The organism is Pseudomonas sp. P1_C12 (assembly GCF_056406435.1).
Genome location: NZ_JBFUAE010000017.1, coordinates 1 through 15927, shown reverse-complemented (window position 1 = coordinate 15927; position 15927 = coordinate 1). Strand labels below are relative to the sequence as shown.

The window sequence follows — 15927 nt, the reverse complement described above, 5'->3', positions numbered from 1 at the left end:
CCGGTTCATTGCGAGAGCCCGCTGCGACTGTCGAAGTCGCCATTTTCCAGGAAAAACATGCGGTAGAAGTTCGGGTCGTAATTGCGCAGCTGCTCGCCAGGCAATGACGGCAGTTGTGCATTGGCCGCCAGTGGCTGGACCAGATGGGGGGTGACGATCATCAGCAGTTCGCGCTCTTCGCGGTTGATGGTGTTGTCGCGGAAAAACGCGCCCAGAACCGGGATATCGCCCAGCCCCGGAAACTTGTTCACCTGGGAAGTGTTGCGGGAGCTGATCAGGCCGCTGATGACGAAGCTTTCGCCGTCGGCCAGGGAGATGCTGGTGTCGGTACGGCGCACGGTCAGGGCCGGGACGACCGTGCCGGCGATGCTCACGGCGTTGGTGAAGTCCAGTTCACTGACTTCCGGCGCCACCTTCAGCGCGATTCGGTTTTTCCCGATGATGGTTGGCGTCAGGGTCAGGCGGATACCGAATTCCTTGTACTCGATGGACACGTTATCGCTGCCTGAACTGGGCACCGGAATCGGTATTTCACCACCGGCCAGGAAGCTCGCACTCTGCCCGCTGAGCGCTACCAGGCTTGGCCGCGCCAGGGTGTAGGCGAAACCACTGCCTTCCAGCGCGTTGAGCGCCACCAGGGTATTGCCGGTAGCAAAAGTGAGGTTGAAGTTGTTGTTGTTCACCGGTACCGACGGCGTGACAATGCCGCCGATGGTGGGCAAAGTTCTCGGCGAGCCAAACAGGAAGTTGCCCCGGATGCCGAAAATCGAGGCGGAGGCTTCCTTGAGCTTGGTCCGGCTGACTTCAACGAAGCGGATATCGGTCTGCACCTGGCTCGGCAGCAGCGGGTCGTCGGAAGGCACCGACGGCACGCTGGTCAGCGCCGACGTGGCCTTGCCCTTGACGAACACCATGCTTTGGCGCGGTGTTTTCGAACAGGCGGTCCAGACCATCAGGCTGGTGGTCCCCGGCGCAAGGCCCGTGAGTATGAACGCGTTGCTGCCGCTGGGTTGCACGTCGGCAATTTTCGGGTCACCCACCGCCAGTTGCGTTACCGGAACGGGGCTGCGCAGTTCACTCTGCAGCCCCTGACCGACCTCGTACGTTGTCGGCCAATTGTCCAGTTGCGGGCAATTGGCTGGCGCGGCCTGAGCCGCATCCACGCTGAGGCCCATCCAGAACAGGCCATGGATAATTCGCTTGAAAGCGGGCTCGGTACGAAGGCTCATTAAGTACATCCTCACTGGATAGACCGTCTTTAGGCGGACTGAGTTGTCTCGGATCACTTCACGGGGATCGGGCTATCCCCCCCAATGCGCCAGACCCGTTATCCATGGCCTTGGCGTTATTCCTTGCGTGCTACACACGAGCGGGTGCATTTCGCTGGTCTGGCGGGACAGCGAGCGACCTTTGCTGAAACGGTTTTTAGTGATCCGGATACCTGGACTGCCCGCCAGAGCGATACTTGCGCCTATGGGTCGACCTGGTTCCCCCGGAAAGTCATCGGCACTGAAGGTACAGAGCCGAAAAGCGCCTGCCAGGATCATGGTGAGGTAACTCCTTTTGCCAATCCGCTGTCTGATCACTGAAGCTGACGTGGAAAATCAAGCCGTCATGACTTCTTATTGTTTGAAGGTAGTTCAATCAAACCAAAGTGCCATGAATTTAAAGAAAAGCATTGGTGCAAAGGCTGGAGATAGGCGGGTGGGCAGAGTCGCAGCGCAGTGCGCTTGCCTGATGTTGACGGGGGGCGCTGAAGGCAATAAACAAAAAAGGCCCGCATGCTCAAGCATGCGGGCCTTTGGCATCACTGATAGAAGATCAGTGCTTGCTGTCCTGGTTCGACAACGCCAGCAGCTGTTTTTCCTGGTTCCAGTCGAAAGGTTCGTCGTTCTGTTCGGCTTCGAAGCGGCGCTCTTCCAGTGCCTGATACAGGTCGATTTCTTCATCGGACAAGTAGTGCAGGCAATCACCGGCGAAATACCACAGCAGATCCCGTGGAATCAGGTGGGCGATTTGCGGATAACGGGAAATGACTTGAGTCAGGATGTCCTGGCCCAGGTATTGGCTTTCGATCGGATCGATCGGCAGTGACGCCAGCAATTCGTCGAAGCGCTCAAGGAACAAGGCATGGCTTTCTTCGGGAACCTGCTCGGCCTCACCTACGGCGACCAGGATGCTGCGCAGGTGGTCGAGTAAAACGAGATGATCGGCAACGATGTTGGACACGAGATAAGTCCTCAAGAGCAAAACGGGCGCGGGAGTATAAAGCGCCAGCGCCCGTTTTTACATGCTTGAAGGGATCAGCGGACTTTTCCCTTGGCCAGTGCCAAAGCCTTTTGGTCAAAGTCATCGACATCGATGACTTTGCGCCGGGCTGCTTCGGCTTCACGCAGGGTTTGGGCTTCCACCGGCTGCAACACGCCGGCCTCGAGGGCGGCATCGATCACCGACTCGCCGGCCAGCGGTTTGACCTGACCACTCTTGAGTGCCACATGCAGCTTTTTCTGCAATGGCTGTGCGGCGCTCAACAGATTGCAGGCGTGTTGCAATGCACCGACCGGATCGTCGCTCGCTTGTGGGCGATAGCAACCCAGGAGCAATTCCTCCAGGGCCGGGTCGCCCTTGGCGCGGCCAATCAATGCAGCAACTTCGGCACCGAGTTTGTCCGATGGCCCTTTGTGCCGGCGACCGAACGGGAACACGATCACCCGCAACAGGCAGCCGACGACTTTGTTCGGGAAGTTATTCAACAGCTCATCCATGGCCCGTTCCGCCTGGCCCAGGCTTTCTTCCATGGCCCAGGCCAGCAGCGGCGCCATGTACTGCGGTGAGTCGAGATCGTGGTAGCGCTTGAGCGCGGCAGAGGCCAGGTAAAGGTTGCTCAGCACGTCACCCAGCCGTGCGGACAGGCGTTCGCGGCGTTTCAGTTCCCCTCCCAGCAGCATCATGCTGAGGTCGGCGAGCAGGGCGAAAGCAGCGGCCTGACGATTGAGTGCGCGGAAATAACCCTGGCTGAGCTTGTCGCCCGGGGTGTGTTCGAGGTGGCCGAAACCGAGATTGAGCACCAGTGTGCTGGCGGCGTTGCTCACGGCAAAACCGATGTGCTTGAGCAGCAGGTCATCGAATTCTCTGAGCGCCTGATCCTTGTCTTCACGGCCGGCGAGGGCCATTTCCTTGAGCACGAAGGGATGGCAGCGAATTGCGCCCTGGCCGAAGATCATCAGGTTGCGCGAGAGAATATTCGCGCCTTCGACGGTGATGAAAATCGGCACGCAGTTCCATTTGCGACCGAGGTAGTTGTTTGGCCCCATGATGATTGCCTTGCCGCCGTGCACGTCCATCGCATCGCTGAGGCAGTCGCGGCCGCGCTCGGTCAGGTGGTACTTGAGAATCGCCGACAGCACCGACGGTTTCTCGCCCAGGTCGACCGCATTGGCGGTCAGCATGCGGGCGGCGTCCATCATCCAGGTGTTGCCGCCAATGCGCGCCATGGCTTCCTGAATGCCTTCGAACGCGGCAATCGGCACATTGAACTGCTCGCGAACCTGAGCGTATTGGCCCGTCACCAGACTGGTGAACTTGGCCATGCCGGTGCCCACCGCCGGCAGGGAAATCGAACGCCCGACCGACAGGCAATTCATCAGCATCATCCAGCCTTTGCCGAGCATCTCCTGGCCACCGATGAGGAACTCCAGCGGGATGAACACGTCCTTGCCTGAATTCGGGCCGTTCATGAATGCGGCGCCCAAGGGCAGATGCCGGCGGCCGATCTCGACGCCGGCGGTGTCGGTCGGAATCAGCGCCAGGCTGATGCCCAGGTCTTCCTTTTCGCCCAGCAGGTGATCCGGGTCGTAGGCCTTGAAGGCCAGGCCGAGGAGGGTGGCCACCGGGCCGAGGGTGATGTAGCGCTTTTCCCAGTTCAGGCGCAGGCCGAGGACTTCCTGACCCTGCCATTCACCTTTGCAGATCACTCCGGAGTCCGGCATGCCGCCGGCGTCGGAGCCGGCCAGCGGGCCGGTAAGGGCAAAGCACGGGATATCGTCGCCACGTGCCAGGCGTGGCAGGTAATGATTGCGTTGTTCGTCGGTACCGTAATGCAGCAACAGTTCGGCCGGGCCGAGGGAGTTGGGGACCATCACGGTGGTTACGAGGTCGCCACTGTGGCTCGCCAGTTTCATCGCCACTTGCGAGTGGGCATAGGCAGAGAAGCCCTTGCCGCCAAACTCCTTGGGGATGATCAGGGCGAAAAAGCCGTTGTCCTTGATGAAGGTCCAGACTTCGGGCGGCAGGTCCATGGTTTGACCGAGCTGCCATTCATTGACCATAGTGCAGAGTGTTTCGGTCGGCCCGTCGATGAAAGCCTGTTCCTCTTCATTCAATTGCGCTTTGGGATAGGACAGCAGTTTGCTCCAGTCCGGACGGCCACTGAACAGTTCGCCATCCCACCAGACCGTGCCGGCGTCGATGGCATCGCGTTCGGTTTGCGACATGGGCGGCAGGGTTTTCTGGAACCAGTTGAACATCGGCGCGCTGAGCAATTTGCGGCGCAGGTCGGGCAGCAACAAGGGCGCGGCGACGGCGGCGATCAATACCCAGTAAACCAGCAGCAACCAGCCCGGCGCACGGCTGAACGCGCCCATTGCCACGATATAGACGGCCACGATGACCAGGACGGGCAGCGGGGCGATGCGGCGGTGGGCCAAATAAGCAATCCCGACCAGCAGAACCAGTATCCACAACAGCAGCATATTCATTCCTCCGTGAAACCAGGGCGAACCAGCCCACAGAGCTTAGACGGCATCCGCAAAACAGGCAGGTCACAGCGATGTGATTGGAATCGTGGGAAAGCGTTCATTGAGCGAGCGGCAAAGCGCCCATGTTTGGCCGAAACGTCGTTATCTCTGTGCTGAAGCTCTCGCTAGACTCGGGGCTTCCCCAGGAGATTATTCTCATGCACGAGTATCTGAGTCCCGGCCGCTTCATCGATAGTGACCACCCGTCCGTGGTGGAGTTCGCCGAACAACACCGTGGCGCCAGTCGCGATCCGCTTGCGCAGGCGATCAGTCTCTATTACGCCGTGCGCGAAGCGGTGCGCTATAACCCGTACACGTTCAGTCGCGATCCGCAAACCCTGCGCGGCAGTTATGCGCTGGCGGCCGGAGAGAGTTACTGCGTGCCCAAGGCCACGCTGCTGGCAGGTGCCGCGCGGCATTGCGCGATTCCCGCGCGGATCGGCCTGGCGGATGTGCGCAATCATTTGTCGACGCCACGGCTGCTTGAGTTGCTCAAGAGCGATATGTTCGCCATGCACGGCTACACCGAGTTCTATTTGCAGGATCGCTGGGTCAAGGCGACGCCAGCGTTCAACCGCAAACTCTGCGACCTGTTCAATGTGGCGCCGCTGGAATTCGACGGGATCAACGACAGCGTTTTTCATCCCTTCAACCGCGATGGCGCGAAGCTGATGGAGTACCTGGTCGATCACGGCCAGTTCGCCGACGTACCTGAAACGTTCTTTTTCGAACACCTGGAAAAATGCTATCCGCATCTGTTCGGCGAGCAACAGCAACCGCTGTTGGGCGACATGCAGAGCGATTTGAGTCGCGCCTGATCCGGCGTATGCTGCCTGCCCACTTACCGAAAAAGAGGCGGTCATGCTGAAGATCTGGGGTCGGAAAAACTCGTCGAATGTCAGAAAGCCATTGTGGGCCGCCGAAGAACTAGGACTGGCCTACGAGGCCATCGATGCCGGTGGCGCCTTTGGTGTCGTCGATACGCCCGAGTACCGCGCGATGAACCCCAACGGTCGGGTGCCGGTGATCGAAGACGATGGCTTCGTGCTGTGGGAATCCAACGCCATCGTGCGTTACCTGATGGCCTTGCATGCCGACGGCACGGCCTGGTACCCGAACAATCTTAAGGCCCGCGCCACTGCCGATAAGTGGATGGACTGGACCACTTCGAGCTTTGCCGGTCCGTTCCGCACCGTGTTCTGGGGTGTGCTGCGTACTCCGGCAGACCAGCAGGACTGGCCCGCCATCAAGGCGGCGGTCAAGGAATGCGACACGCTGCTGGCGATGGCCGATCAGGCGTTGGCGAACAAGCCCTACCTGTCCGGAGACGAAATCGGCATGGGCGATATTCCCCTGGGCAGTTTCATTTATGCCTGGTTCGAGATGCCGATCGAGCGTGCACCACAACCGCATCTAGAGGCCTGGTACGCGCGGTTGAAACAGCGTCCGGCGTATCGCAAAGCCGTTATGACCGCGTTGACTTAATACTCACTATCGACACGCTTGACTGTACTTGTGTGGCGGCGACAAGCACCATTGCGCTGATGCGACGTGGTTGCGATGCGCGCCGCCCGCCCTTACCTGACCTTTTTTCCCTTCTTGGTGCGTAAATCAGATATGAGTTCCGCTCTGTCCATCCGGCAGCTAACCAAAACCTACGGCAACGGTTTCCAGGCCCTGAGTGGTATCGATCTGGATGTCGCCGAAGGTGACTTTTTCGCTTTGCTCGGCCCGAACGGCGCCGGCAAATCCACGACCATCGGGATTCTCTCGACCCTGGTGAACAAGACCAGCGGCACGGTGAATATCTTCGGTCACGACCTGGACAGGAATCCTGCGCAGCTCAAACGCTGCATCGGCGTGGTGCCCCAGGAATTCAACTTCAACCAGTTCGAAAAGACCTTCGACATCGTCGTGACCCAAGCCGGCTACTACGGCATCCCGGCGAAAATCGCCAAGGAACGCGCCGAACAGTACCTGACCCAGCTCGGCCTGTGGGACAAGAAGGACGTGCCGTCGCGTTCACTGTCCGGCGGCATGAAGCGGCGCCTGATGATCGCCCGCGCGCTGGTTCATGAGCCGCGCCTGCTGATCCTCGACGAACCGACCGCCGGGGTGGACATCGAGCTGCGTCGCTCGATGTGGAGCTTCCTCACCGAGCTGAACCAGAAAGGCATCACCATCATCCTCACCACCCATTACCTGGAGGAGGCTGAGCAGTTGTGCCGTAACATCGGCATCATCGACCACGGCACCATCGTCGAGAACACCAGCATGAAGCAGTTGCTCAGCCAATTGCATGTGGAAACGTTCCTGCTGGATATGAAGAACACGTTGCAAGTGGCGCCTCAGTTGATCGGCTACCCGGCCAGACTGGTCGATAGTCACACCCTGGAAGTCCAGGTGGACAAGTCCATGGGCATCACCGCGCTGTTCACCCAGTTGGCGCAACAGAACATCGAAGTGCTGAGCCTGCGTAACAAAACCAATCGCCTCGAGGAGTTGTTCGTGTCCCTGGTGGAGAAAAATCTGTCGAAGGTGGCGGTATGAGTTCCGAGCTGCGCCCCAACCTCGTTGCCCTCAACACCATCGTTTACCGTGAAGTCCGGCGTTTCACCCGGATCTGGCCGCAGACCTTGCTGCCGCCGGCCATCACCATGGTTCTGTACTTCGTGATCTTCGGTAATCTGATCGGCCGGCAAATCGGCGACATGGGTGGCTTCACTTACATGGAGTACATCGTGCCGGGGCTGATCATGATGTCGGTGATCACCAACTCCTACGGCAACGTGGTGTCGAGTTTCTTCGGCAGCAAGTTCCAGCGGTCCATCGAAGAACTGATGGTCTCGCCGCTGTCGCCGCACACCATTCTGATTGGCTACACCCTGGGCGGCGTGCTGCGTGGCTTGATGGTGGGGATCATCGTGACCCTGCTGTCACTGTTCTTCACCCATTTGCAGGTGCATCACCTGGGCGTGACCATTCTGGTGGTGGTGCTGACCGCAACGATCTTCTCGCTGCTGGGCTTCATCAACGCCGTGTTTGCGCGCAACTTCGATGACATTTCGATCATTCCGACCTTCGTGCTGACGCCACTGACCTACCTGGGCGGGGTCTTCTACTCGATCACCTTGCTGCCGCCGTTCTGGCAGACCGTGTCCCTGGCCAACCCGGTGCTGCACATGGTCAACGCATTCCGCTACGGCATTCTCGGCGTGTCGGATATCCGCATCAGCGTGGCCATCGCCTTCATGCTGGTCGCGACCGTGGTGCTGTATCTCGGCAGTGCACGGTTGCTGGTCAGCGGGCGCGGGATGCGTACCTGACCTTCCCTGTAGGAGCTGCCGCAGGCTCGGGCCGCGTTCGGACGATCTTTTGATCTTGATTTGGGTACTGGTCAGACGCCCGTTAAAAGCGAAAAGATCGCAGGCTTCGCCAGCTCCTACAGGGGTTGTATGGCAGATATGAAAAACGGCGCCCTGGGGCGCCGTTTTGCATTCTCACATCCGGCTCTTCTTGCGCCGCTTCCATTGCCGGGCCACCCACCAGCGCCAATACATCATTACCAGGAAGTAGGCCAGTGCCCCGAGTACCAGCCCGGTTACCACCGAACCCAGCAGAAACGGTTGCCACAAGGTCGAGATTTCGCCGCTGACCCATTCCCAGGTCAGCGAGTCCGGCAACTGCCGGGCGGGGACGTCCATCAGCCAGGCGCCGGTCTGGTAGGTGCAAAAGAACACGGCGGGCATGGTGATCGGGTTGGTCAGCCAGACCAGGCTCACGGCAATCGGCATGTTGCCGCGCACGATGATGGCGAGGATGGCCGCCAGCAGCATCTGCAGCGGGATCGGCAGGAACGCGGCGAACAGACCCACGGCCATGGCGCGGGCAACGGAGTGGCGATTGAGGTGCCACAGGTTCGGGTCATGCAACAGCGTGCCGAGAAAGCGTAAGGACTTGTGTTCCCTGATGCTCATAGGGTCTGGCATGTAACGTTTGAATAAGCGCCGGGGCATAAGGCTTCTCGGTCGGTCAGGGTGGCAAGTATGTCTGGATTCTATGAGCTGCCCATTCAGACTTTGTGACAATTATTGACGACGCCCATGCGACGGGCGGGCTAAGCCTTGGAGGATACTCTCAAGGACGGGTTTATGCGCACAGGGATGATGGCGCTGGCGTTGGGTCTGCTGACCTTGCGTTTTTTACCGGCATTGCCGCCGGTCTGGTTGTGGCTGGCGATGCCGGTGGCGGGTTTGATGTTGCTGCCGTTCAGGACCTGGCCGGTGGCGTTTTACCTGTTCGGTTTGAGCTGGGCCTGCGCGAATGCGCAGTGGGCGCTGGATGACCGGTTGCCGCCGGCCCTGGACGGCGAAACCCGCTGGGTCGAAGGGCGGGTCACAGGCTTGCCCCGGCATGATGACGGTGTCGTGCGTTTCGAATTGACCGACATCCAGTCCCGACGTACCCGGCTGCCGCGGCAAATGCGGCTGGCCTGGTATGGCGGGGCGCCGGTGAACAGTGGCGAACGCTGGCGCCTGGCAGTCAAGCTGAAGCGCCCGGTCGGGCTCCTCAACCCGCAGGCATTCGACTACCAGGCCTGGTCGCTGGCACAACGCATCGGGGCGACCGGGACGGTGAAGGAGGGCGAACGCCTTGCGCCAGCCCGATGGGCCTGGCGCGATGCCATCCGTCAGCGTTTGCTGGCGGTGGATGCCCAAGGGCGAAGCGGCGCGTTGACGGCGTTGGTGCTCGGGGACGGTGCCGGGCTGAGTCGGGAAGACTGGCAGGTATTGCAGGACACCGGCACGGTGCATCTGTTGGTGATTTCCGGGCAGCACATCGGATTGCTGGCGGGAGTCGTGTATCTGCTGATCGCCGGCCTGGCCCGCTTTGGGCTATGGCCGAACCGTCTGCCATGGTTGCCCTGGGCGTGTGGCCTGGCATTCGCCGCTGCGCTCGGTTACGGGATGCTGGCCGGTTTCGGGGTGCCGGTGCGACGGGCCTGCGTGATGATTGGTCTGGTGTTGTTGTGGCGTCTACGGTTCCGACATCTCGGTGCATGGTGGCCGCTGTTGCTGGCACTCAACGGCATATTGCTGCTGGCGCCGCTGGCGAGTCTTCAGCCTGGTTTCTGGCTGTCTTTCGCGGCCGTGGCAGTCTTGATATTGACCTTCGGCGGCCGATTGGGACCGTGGCGCTGGTGGCAGACCTGGACCCGTGCCCAGTGGCTGATTGCAATCGGCCTTTGTCCGTTGTTACTGGCTTTGGGGTTGCCAATCAGTCTCAGTGGGCCGCTGGCCAATTTGTTCGCGGTACCCTGGATCAGTCTGGTGGTACTGCCACCGGCGTTGCTCGGGACGCTGTTGCTGCCAGTGCCTTACGTGGGTGAGAAATTGCTGTGGCTGGCGGGCGGCCTGATCGACGGGTGGTTCAGGGGATTGGAACTCGTCTCCGGTCAGGTTCCCGCGTGGGTGCCCGCAACAGTCCCGCTATGGGCCTGGGTAATCGGTGCCATTGGCGCCTTCTTGCTATTGCTGCCGCGAGGCGTACCGATGCGCCCGTTAGGGTGGCCCATGCTGTTGATGCTGGTTTTTTCGCCCAGGCCGATGTTGCAGGAACGCATGGCCGAAGTCTGGCAACTGGATGTCGGTCAGGGCCTGGCGATCCTGGTGCGCACTCGGCATCACACGATGCTGTATGACGCCGGACCGCGTTTCGGTGAACTCGACCAAGGGGAGCGGGTGGTGCTGCCGGCGTTGCGCAAACTGGGGGTGACGGGCCTCGACCTGATGCTGATCAGCCACGCCCATGCCGATCATGCCGGCGGTGCCCGGGCAGTTGCCAAGGGCTTGCCGGTGAAACAGGTGGTCAGTGGTGAACCGTCAGACTTGCCGGTGGAGTTGCAGGCCGAGCGTTGTGAGAGCGGTCGGCAATGGACCTGGGACGGCGTCTATTTCCAGCTTTGGCACTGGCCATTGGCCGTCGACAGCAACCAGAACTCCTGTGTCTTGCTGATCGAGGCCAATGGCGAACGGTTGCTGTTGAGTGGCGACATTGATGCCGCCGCCGAGAGAGCCCTGCTGGACAGTCCATTGGCCCTGCCTATCGACTGGCTGCAGGCGCCACACCATGGCAGTCGCAGTTCGTCGTCCAGGGCCCTGCTGGATGTCTTGCAACCTAAAGGTGCGCTGATCTCCCGCGGGCAGGGCAATTCGTTTGGCCATCCGCATCCCACGGTCATCGCGCGTTATCAAAAACGTGGAATGGCGATCTACGACAGCGTCGAACAGGGTGCCATTCGTCTGCAACTGGGGCGCTCCGAGCCGCCGTGGTCAATGCGCCAGGAACGGCGTTTCTGGCGCGATCCGCCGCCCTCGGACCAATGACCGGGCATTATCAAAGCCCGACCGGTTGCGTCACCACGGTCTTCGGTGCTTGCCCCCCCTATGTTAGAGTGGCGCACTTTTTCGAGGGGACTGTCACTGTGTGGGAATTGGTCAAATCCGGCGGCTGGATGATGCTGCCGATCATTCTGAGTTCCATCGCGGCCATGGCGATCGTCGCCGAGCGTCTCTGGACCCTGCGCGCCAGCCGCGTGACCCCGGAGCATTTGCTCGGGCAGGTCTGGGTCTGGATCAAGGACAAACAGCTCAATAAGGAAAAACTCAAGGAACTGCGCGCCAACTCCCCGTTGGGCGAGATCCTGGCGGCCGGCCTGGCCAACTCCAGACATGGTCGCGAGATCATGAAGGAGTGCATCGAAGAGGCCGCTGCCCGGGTGATCCACGAGCTGGAGCACTACATCAACGCGCTGGGCACCATCGCCGCCATGGCGCCGTTGCTGGGTCTACTGGGTACCGTGTTGGGCATGATCGATATCTTCAGTTCGTTCATGGGCACGGGCATGACGACCAACGCCGCAGTGCTGGCCGGCGGTATTTCCAAAGCCTTGATTACCACGGCTTCGGGCCTGATTGTCGGTATCCCCTCGGTGTTCTTCCACCGGTTTCTGCAACGGCGCATTGATGAGCTCGTCGTGGGCATGGAGCAGGAAGCCATCAAGCTGGTTGAAGTGGTGCAGGGCGACCGTGACGTTGATCTGGCTGAGGGCAAAGCGTGAAATTCCGCCGCAAGCAACGGGAGAACGTGGACATCAACCTCGTGTCGCTGATTGACGTGGTGTTTGTCCTGCTGCTGTTTTTCGTGGTGACCACCACCTTTACCCGTGAAACCCAGTTGCGCGTCGATCTGCCGGAAGCCGTCAGCGGCACACCCGCCGACGATCAGAGCAAGCCTTTGGAGATCGCCATCAGCGCCGACGGTGTGTACTCGGTGAACAACCAGATCCTGCCCAAAAGTGACCTGGCCTCGTTGATGGACGCGCTGCAAAAAGCAGCCAACGGCGACACTAACCGACCGCTGTCCATCAGCGCTGACGGCAAGACTCAGCATCAGTCCGTGGTGACTGCCATGGATGCGGCCGGCAAACTCGGTTTCAGTCACTTGCGCATGACCACCATCGAAGCGGCGCCCCCCGCGTCCTGATGGCCATGTCCGATCGATTGCTCGCCGCGTGGTACGCAGGTCATCCGGCCCTGAAGCTGTTGCAGCCACTGGAGTGGCTGTACCGGCGCGTGGTCATGAACAAGCGCAAGCGCTTTTTGGCGGGTGAGGGCGAGATCTATCAGCCGCCGGTGCCGCTGATCGTGGTCGGCAACATCACCGTGGGTGGCACCGGCAAGACGCCGCTGATTCTATGGATGATCGAGCACTGCCAGCGCAGCGGCCTGCGGGTCGGCGTGGTCAGCCGCGGCTACGGCGCCAAACCGCCGCAATTGCCATGGCGAGTTGAAGCCGAACAAAGCGCCGACATCGCGGGTGACGAGCCGTTGTTGATCGTCCAGCGCACGGGTGTGCCGCTGATGATCGACCCCAATCGCAGCAACGCTGTCAAAGCGTTGCTGGCCAGTGAGCCGCTGGACCTGATCCTGTCTGACGACGGCATGCAGCACTACCGCATGGCCCGCGACCTGGAACTGGTGTTGATCGACGCCGCTCGCGGCCTGGGCAACCGCCGTTGCCTGCCTGCCGGGCCATTGCGTGAACCGGTCGAGCGCCTGCAAAGCGTCGACGCGGTGCTCTACAACGGTGCTGTGGCCGACCGCGATGATGGATTTGCCTTTCAATTGCAATCCACCGCGCTGGTCAATCTGCGCAGCGGCGAACGACGTCCCCTCGACCACTTCCCCGGCGGCCAGGCCCTGCACGCGGTGGCCGGCATCGGCAATCCGCAACGTTTCTTCAAGACCCTCGAAACGCTACACTGGCAGCCGGTTCCACATGCGTTTGCCGACCACGCCGAATACAGCGTGGAGACTTTGAATTTCACGCCGTCATTGCCGTTGGTGATGACGGAAAAAGACGCGGTGAAATGCCGTGCCTTTGCCGCCGCCGACTGGTGGTACCTGGCGGTCGATGCCGTGCCGTCGCCGGCCTTCGTGGCATGGTTCGACACACAGCTGATGCGCCTGTTACCGGCTCGTTTGTTGCCTTAACTCCATTTTTCCAGGGAATGCTCATGGACACCAAATTGCTCGATATCCTCGCTTGCCCGGTCTGCAAAGGCCCGCTCAAGCTCAGCGCCGACAAGACCGAGCTGATCAGCAAGGGCGCAGGCCTGGCCTACCCGATTCGCGACGGCATCCCGGTGATGCTCGAATCCGAAGCGCGCACCCTGACCACCGACGAGCGCCTGGATAAATGACCACAGCCTTTACCGTCGTCATTCCGTCGCGTTTTGCCTCCACCCGCCTGCCGGGCAAGCCGCTGTTGCTGATCGCCGGCAAGCCGATGATCCAGCACGTCTGGGAACAGGCGAGCAAAAGCAGTGCCGAGCGAGTGGTAGTCGCCACCGACGACGCGCGCATTATCGAGGCCTGCAAGGGCTTCGGCGCCGAAGTGGTGATGACCCGTGAAGATCACAATTCCGGTACCGATCGCCTGGCCGAAGTGGCGACGAAGCTGGGCCTGGCGCCCGACGCCATCGTGGTCAATGTCCAGGGCGACGAACCGCTGATCCCGCCGAGTGTGATCGATCAGGTCGCCGCCAACCTGGCTGCTCATACCGAAGCGCGCATGGCTACCTTGGCCGAGCCGATCGAAGACGCGGACACCTTGTTCAATCCCAACGTGGTCAAGGTCGTCAGCGACCTCAATGGCCTGGCGCTGACGTTCAGTCGCTCCACCTTGCCCTGGGCGCGGGATGCGTTCGCCGTGAACCGTGAGCAGTTGCCCGAAGGTGTGCCGTACCGCCGTCATATCGGCATCTACGCCTACCGCGCCGGTTTCCTGCAGGATTTCGTCAGCTGGGGTCCATGCTGGCTGGAAAACACCGAGTGCCTGGAACAGCTGCGTGCCCTGTGGCACGGCGTGCGGATCCATGTGGCCGACGCACTGATCGCACCGCCAGCCGGTGTCGATACCGTTGAAGACCTCGAGCGCGTTCGTCGCCTGCTGGAGGCGTGATGCGGGTTCTGTTTGTCTGCCTGGGCAACATCTGCCGTTCACCCACGGCCGAAGGCGTGCTGCGGCACAAATTGCGTGAAGCGGGTCTGGCTGATCGGGTCGAAGTCGCTTCCGCCGGCACCGGTGACTGGCATATCGGCAAGGCGCCGGACAAGCGCAGTCAGGCCGCGGCTAAGCTGCGTGGTTATGACTTGTCCACCCAGCGTGCCCGGCAAGTCAGCCGCGCCGATTTCGCCACCTACGACCTGATCCTGGCGATGGACAACAGCAACCTGCGCAACCTCAAGGCCTTGCAGCCGGCCAAGGGCAAGGCCGAACTCGACCTGTTCCTGCGCCGTTACCAGTCGCCAGTCGAAGAAGTGCCGGACCCGTACTACGACGGCGAGCAAGGCTTCGAGCAGGTGCTTGACCTGATCGAGCACGCCAGTGATTTACTGGTGATCGAATTGAAGGGACGGTTATGAGTTTGCAGGTTCAATCGCAGGTTTCGCTCAAGCCGTTCAACAGCTTTGGTGTGGACGTTGAGGCTCGGCTGTTTGCCGAGGCCCATAGCGACACCGATGTGCGCGAAGCCCTGGCCTATGGTCTGGAACACGAGGTTCCGGTGCTGGTGATCGGCGGTGGCAGCAACCTGCTGCTGACGGCGGATATCGATTCGCTGGTGCTGCGCATGGCCACTCGCGGAATTCGCGTGCTGAGCGATGACGGCAGCAAAGTGGTGATTGAGGCCGAGGCGGGCGAGCCTTGGCATCCCTTTGTGCAACACACACTGTCCCTGGGGTTGTCCGGCCTGGAAAACCTCAGCCTGATTCCCGGCACCGTCGGCGCGGCACCGATGCAGAACATCGGCGCCTATGGGGTCGAGATCAAGGACGTGTTCGCCGGCCTGACCGCCCTCGATCGCCAGAGCGGCGAACTGCGCGATTTCAGCCTGGCGGAGTGCAACTTCGCTTACCGCGACAGCCTGTTCAAGCAGGAGCCGGGGCGTTGGTTGATCCTGCGTGTGCGTTTCGCCCTCGACCGTGCTGCGCATTTGCATCTGGAGTACGGTCCGGTACGTCAACGCCTGACCGAACAAGGCATCGAGCATCCAACCGCCAGCGATGTCAGTCAGGCCATTTGCAGCATCCGCAATGAAAAACTCCCGGACCCGGCCGTACTCGGCAATGCCGGCAGCTTCTTCAAAAACCCTCTGGTGTCGGCGGCGCTGGCTGCACGGCTCAAGGGCGAATACCCGGACCTGGTGGCCTATGCGCAACCCGACGGGCAGATGAAGCTGGCCGCCGGTTGGTTGATCGAGCGGGCAGGGTGGAAGGGTTTCCGTGAGGCTGACGCTGGCGTGCATAAATTGCAGGCGCTGGTGCTGGTCAACTATGGCGGCGCAACGGGCCTGCAATTGCTGAACCTGGCGCAGCGCATCCAGAAAGACATTTTCGAGCGTTTCCATGTCGATCTGGAAATGGAGCCAAACCGCTATTGAGTTAGGGGGCGTTCTCAATTAGTTTTCACGCCGCGCCGGGCCTGCTGTTGTGCAGGGCAAGGCGCGAGAAGCGTGGTTTGGTCATTCCAAATAAGCTTCGAGCAACGCAGCCCTGCACAACAGCAG

General features: G+C 60.9%; 16 protein-coding genes. 12 read left to right on the top strand and 4 right to left on the bottom strand.

Going from position 1 to position 15927, the window contains the following annotated elements:
- Positions 1-5: 5 nt before the first annotated feature.
- From AC1D19_RS24310 to AC1D19_RS24300, 3 genes are all read right to left on the bottom strand, one after another.
- Positions 6-1229, bottom strand: coding sequence for a type II and III secretion system protein family protein (locus AC1D19_RS24310; RefSeq protein WP_477764783.1), 1224 nt, complete (start codon positions 1227-1229; stop codon positions 6-8).
- 592 nt (positions 1230-1821) lie between these two features.
- Entirely contained in the window at positions 1822-2229 is a 408-nt protein-coding gene (locus tag AC1D19_RS24305) for a PA2817 family protein (protein WP_007991629.1), read from the bottom strand.
- 74 nt (positions 2230-2303) lie between these two features.
- On the bottom strand, positions 2304-4751 hold the full coding sequence (locus AC1D19_RS24300; protein ID WP_477764782.1) for an acyl-CoA dehydrogenase: 2448 nt from the start codon (positions 4749-4751) through the stop codon (positions 2304-2306).
- Positions 4752-4954: 203 nt separating this feature from the next.
- Here AC1D19_RS24300 and AC1D19_RS24295 point away from each other — a divergent pair, with 203 nt between their 5' ends.
- The 4 genes from AC1D19_RS24295 to AC1D19_RS24280 all read left to right on the top strand — a co-directional run bounded on the left by AC1D19_RS24295 (position 4955) and on the right by AC1D19_RS24280 (position 8122).
- Entirely contained in the window at positions 4955-5614 is a 660-nt protein-coding gene (locus tag AC1D19_RS24295) for a transglutaminase-like domain-containing protein (RefSeq protein WP_477764781.1), read from the top strand.
- A gap of 43 nt (positions 5615-5657) precedes the next feature.
- Positions 5658-6281 carry a glutathione S-transferase family protein gene (locus tag AC1D19_RS24290; protein ID WP_477764780.1) on the top strand — a complete coding sequence of 208 codons (624 nt, stop codon included), beginning with the start codon at positions 5658-5660 and terminating at the stop codon, positions 6279-6281.
- A 132-nt stretch (positions 6282-6413) separates the two neighbouring features.
- Positions 6414-7346, top strand: coding sequence for an ABC transporter ATP-binding protein (locus AC1D19_RS24285; protein WP_110660224.1), 933 nt, complete (start codon positions 6414-6416; stop codon positions 7344-7346).
- Positions 7343-8122, top strand: a complete 780-nt coding sequence (locus tag AC1D19_RS24280; protein WP_008054107.1) for an ABC transporter permease — start codon at positions 7343-7345, stop codon at positions 8120-8122. The genes AC1D19_RS24285 and AC1D19_RS24280 overlap by 4 nt, the downstream gene beginning before the upstream one ends.
- Positions 8123-8296: 174 nt before the next feature.
- On the opposite strand, the gene AC1D19_RS24275 is transcribed toward AC1D19_RS24280, so the two are convergent.
- Positions 8297-8812, bottom strand: coding sequence for a DUF2062 domain-containing protein (locus AC1D19_RS24275; protein WP_477764779.1), 516 nt, complete (start codon positions 8810-8812; stop codon positions 8297-8299).
- Positions 8813-8947: 135 nt separating this feature from the next.
- On the opposite strand from AC1D19_RS24275, the gene AC1D19_RS24270 reads away from it, so the two are divergent.
- The 8 genes from AC1D19_RS24270 to murB all read left to right on the top strand — a co-directional run bounded on the left by AC1D19_RS24270 (position 8948) and on the right by murB (position 15801).
- Positions 8948-11182 carry a DNA internalization-related competence protein ComEC/Rec2 gene (locus AC1D19_RS24270; RefSeq protein ID WP_477764778.1) on the top strand — a complete coding sequence of 745 codons (2235 nt, stop codon included), beginning with the start codon at positions 8948-8950 and terminating at the stop codon, positions 11180-11182.
- Positions 11183-11280: 98 nt separating this feature from the next.
- Entirely contained in the window at positions 11281-11916 is a 636-nt protein-coding gene (locus tag AC1D19_RS24265; RefSeq protein WP_477754722.1) for a MotA/TolQ/ExbB proton channel family protein, read from the top strand.
- Entirely contained in the window at positions 11913-12341 is a 429-nt protein-coding gene (locus tag AC1D19_RS24260; RefSeq protein WP_477754721.1) for an ExbD/TolR family protein, read from the top strand. The genes AC1D19_RS24265 and AC1D19_RS24260 overlap by 4 nt, the downstream gene beginning before the upstream one ends.
- Positions 12341-13351, top strand: coding sequence for a tetraacyldisaccharide 4'-kinase (gene lpxK / locus AC1D19_RS24255; RefSeq protein WP_477764777.1), 1011 nt, complete (start codon positions 12341-12343; stop codon positions 13349-13351). Before AC1D19_RS24260 ends, lpxK begins: the two co-directional genes overlap by 1 nt.
- A 23-nt stretch (positions 13352-13374) precedes the next feature.
- Positions 13375-13560 carry a Trm112 family protein gene (locus AC1D19_RS24250; RefSeq protein ID WP_003179363.1) on the top strand — a complete coding sequence of 62 codons (186 nt, stop codon included), beginning with the start codon at positions 13375-13377 and terminating at the stop codon, positions 13558-13560.
- Positions 13557-14321 (top strand): 3-deoxy-manno-octulosonate cytidylyltransferase, encoded by a 765-nt coding sequence (gene kdsB, locus AC1D19_RS24245; RefSeq protein WP_477764776.1) that lies wholly within the window; start codon positions 13557-13559, stop codon positions 14319-14321. The genes AC1D19_RS24250 and kdsB overlap by 4 nt, the downstream gene beginning before the upstream one ends.
- Entirely contained in the window at positions 14321-14785 is a 465-nt protein-coding gene (locus tag AC1D19_RS24240; RefSeq protein ID WP_477764775.1) for a low molecular weight protein-tyrosine-phosphatase, read from the top strand. The genes kdsB and AC1D19_RS24240 overlap by 1 nt, the downstream gene beginning before the upstream one ends.
- Positions 14782-15801, top strand: a complete 1020-nt coding sequence (murB, locus tag AC1D19_RS24235) for a UDP-N-acetylmuramate dehydrogenase (RefSeq protein WP_477764774.1) — start codon at positions 14782-14784, stop codon at positions 15799-15801. Before AC1D19_RS24240 ends, murB begins: the two co-directional genes overlap by 4 nt.
- The last annotated feature ends 126 nt before the right edge of the window (positions 15802-15927 follow it).

Coding starts and splice junctions, on each gene's coding strand:
- AC1D19_RS24310 (WP_477764783.1), bottom strand. CDS start 1,229: ATGAGCCTTCGTACCGAGCCCGCTTTCAAGCGAATTATCCATGGCCTG.
- AC1D19_RS24300 (WP_477764782.1), bottom strand. CDS start 4,751: ATGCTGCTGTTGTGGATACTGGTTCTGCTGGTCGGGATTGCTTATTTG.
- AC1D19_RS24295 (WP_477764781.1), top strand. CDS start 4,955: ATGCACGAGTATCTGAGTCCCGGCCGCTTCATCGATAGTGACCACCCG.
- AC1D19_RS24290 (WP_477764780.1), top strand. CDS start 5,658: ATGCTGAAGATCTGGGGTCGGAAAAACTCGTCGAATGTCAGAAAGCCA.
- AC1D19_RS24285 (WP_110660224.1), top strand. CDS start 6,414: ATGAGTTCCGCTCTGTCCATCCGGCAGCTAACCAAAACCTACGGCAAC.
- AC1D19_RS24280 (WP_008054107.1), top strand. CDS start 7,343: ATGAGTTCCGAGCTGCGCCCCAACCTCGTTGCCCTCAACACCATCGTT.
- AC1D19_RS24275 (WP_477764779.1), bottom strand. CDS start 8,812: ATGCCCCGGCGCTTATTCAAACGTTACATGCCAGACCCTATGAGCATC.
- AC1D19_RS24270 (WP_477764778.1), top strand. CDS start 8,948: ATGCGCACAGGGATGATGGCGCTGGCGTTGGGTCTGCTGACCTTGCGT.
- lpxK (WP_477764777.1), top strand. CDS start 12,341: ATGGCCATGTCCGATCGATTGCTCGCCGCGTGGTACGCAGGTCATCCG.
- AC1D19_RS24250 (WP_003179363.1), top strand. CDS start 13,375: ATGGACACCAAATTGCTCGATATCCTCGCTTGCCCGGTCTGCAAAGGC.
- kdsB (WP_477764776.1), top strand. CDS start 13,557: ATGACCACAGCCTTTACCGTCGTCATTCCGTCGCGTTTTGCCTCCACC.
- AC1D19_RS24240 (WP_477764775.1), top strand. CDS start 14,321: ATGCGGGTTCTGTTTGTCTGCCTGGGCAACATCTGCCGTTCACCCACG.
- murB (WP_477764774.1), top strand. CDS start 14,782: ATGAGTTTGCAGGTTCAATCGCAGGTTTCGCTCAAGCCGTTCAACAGC.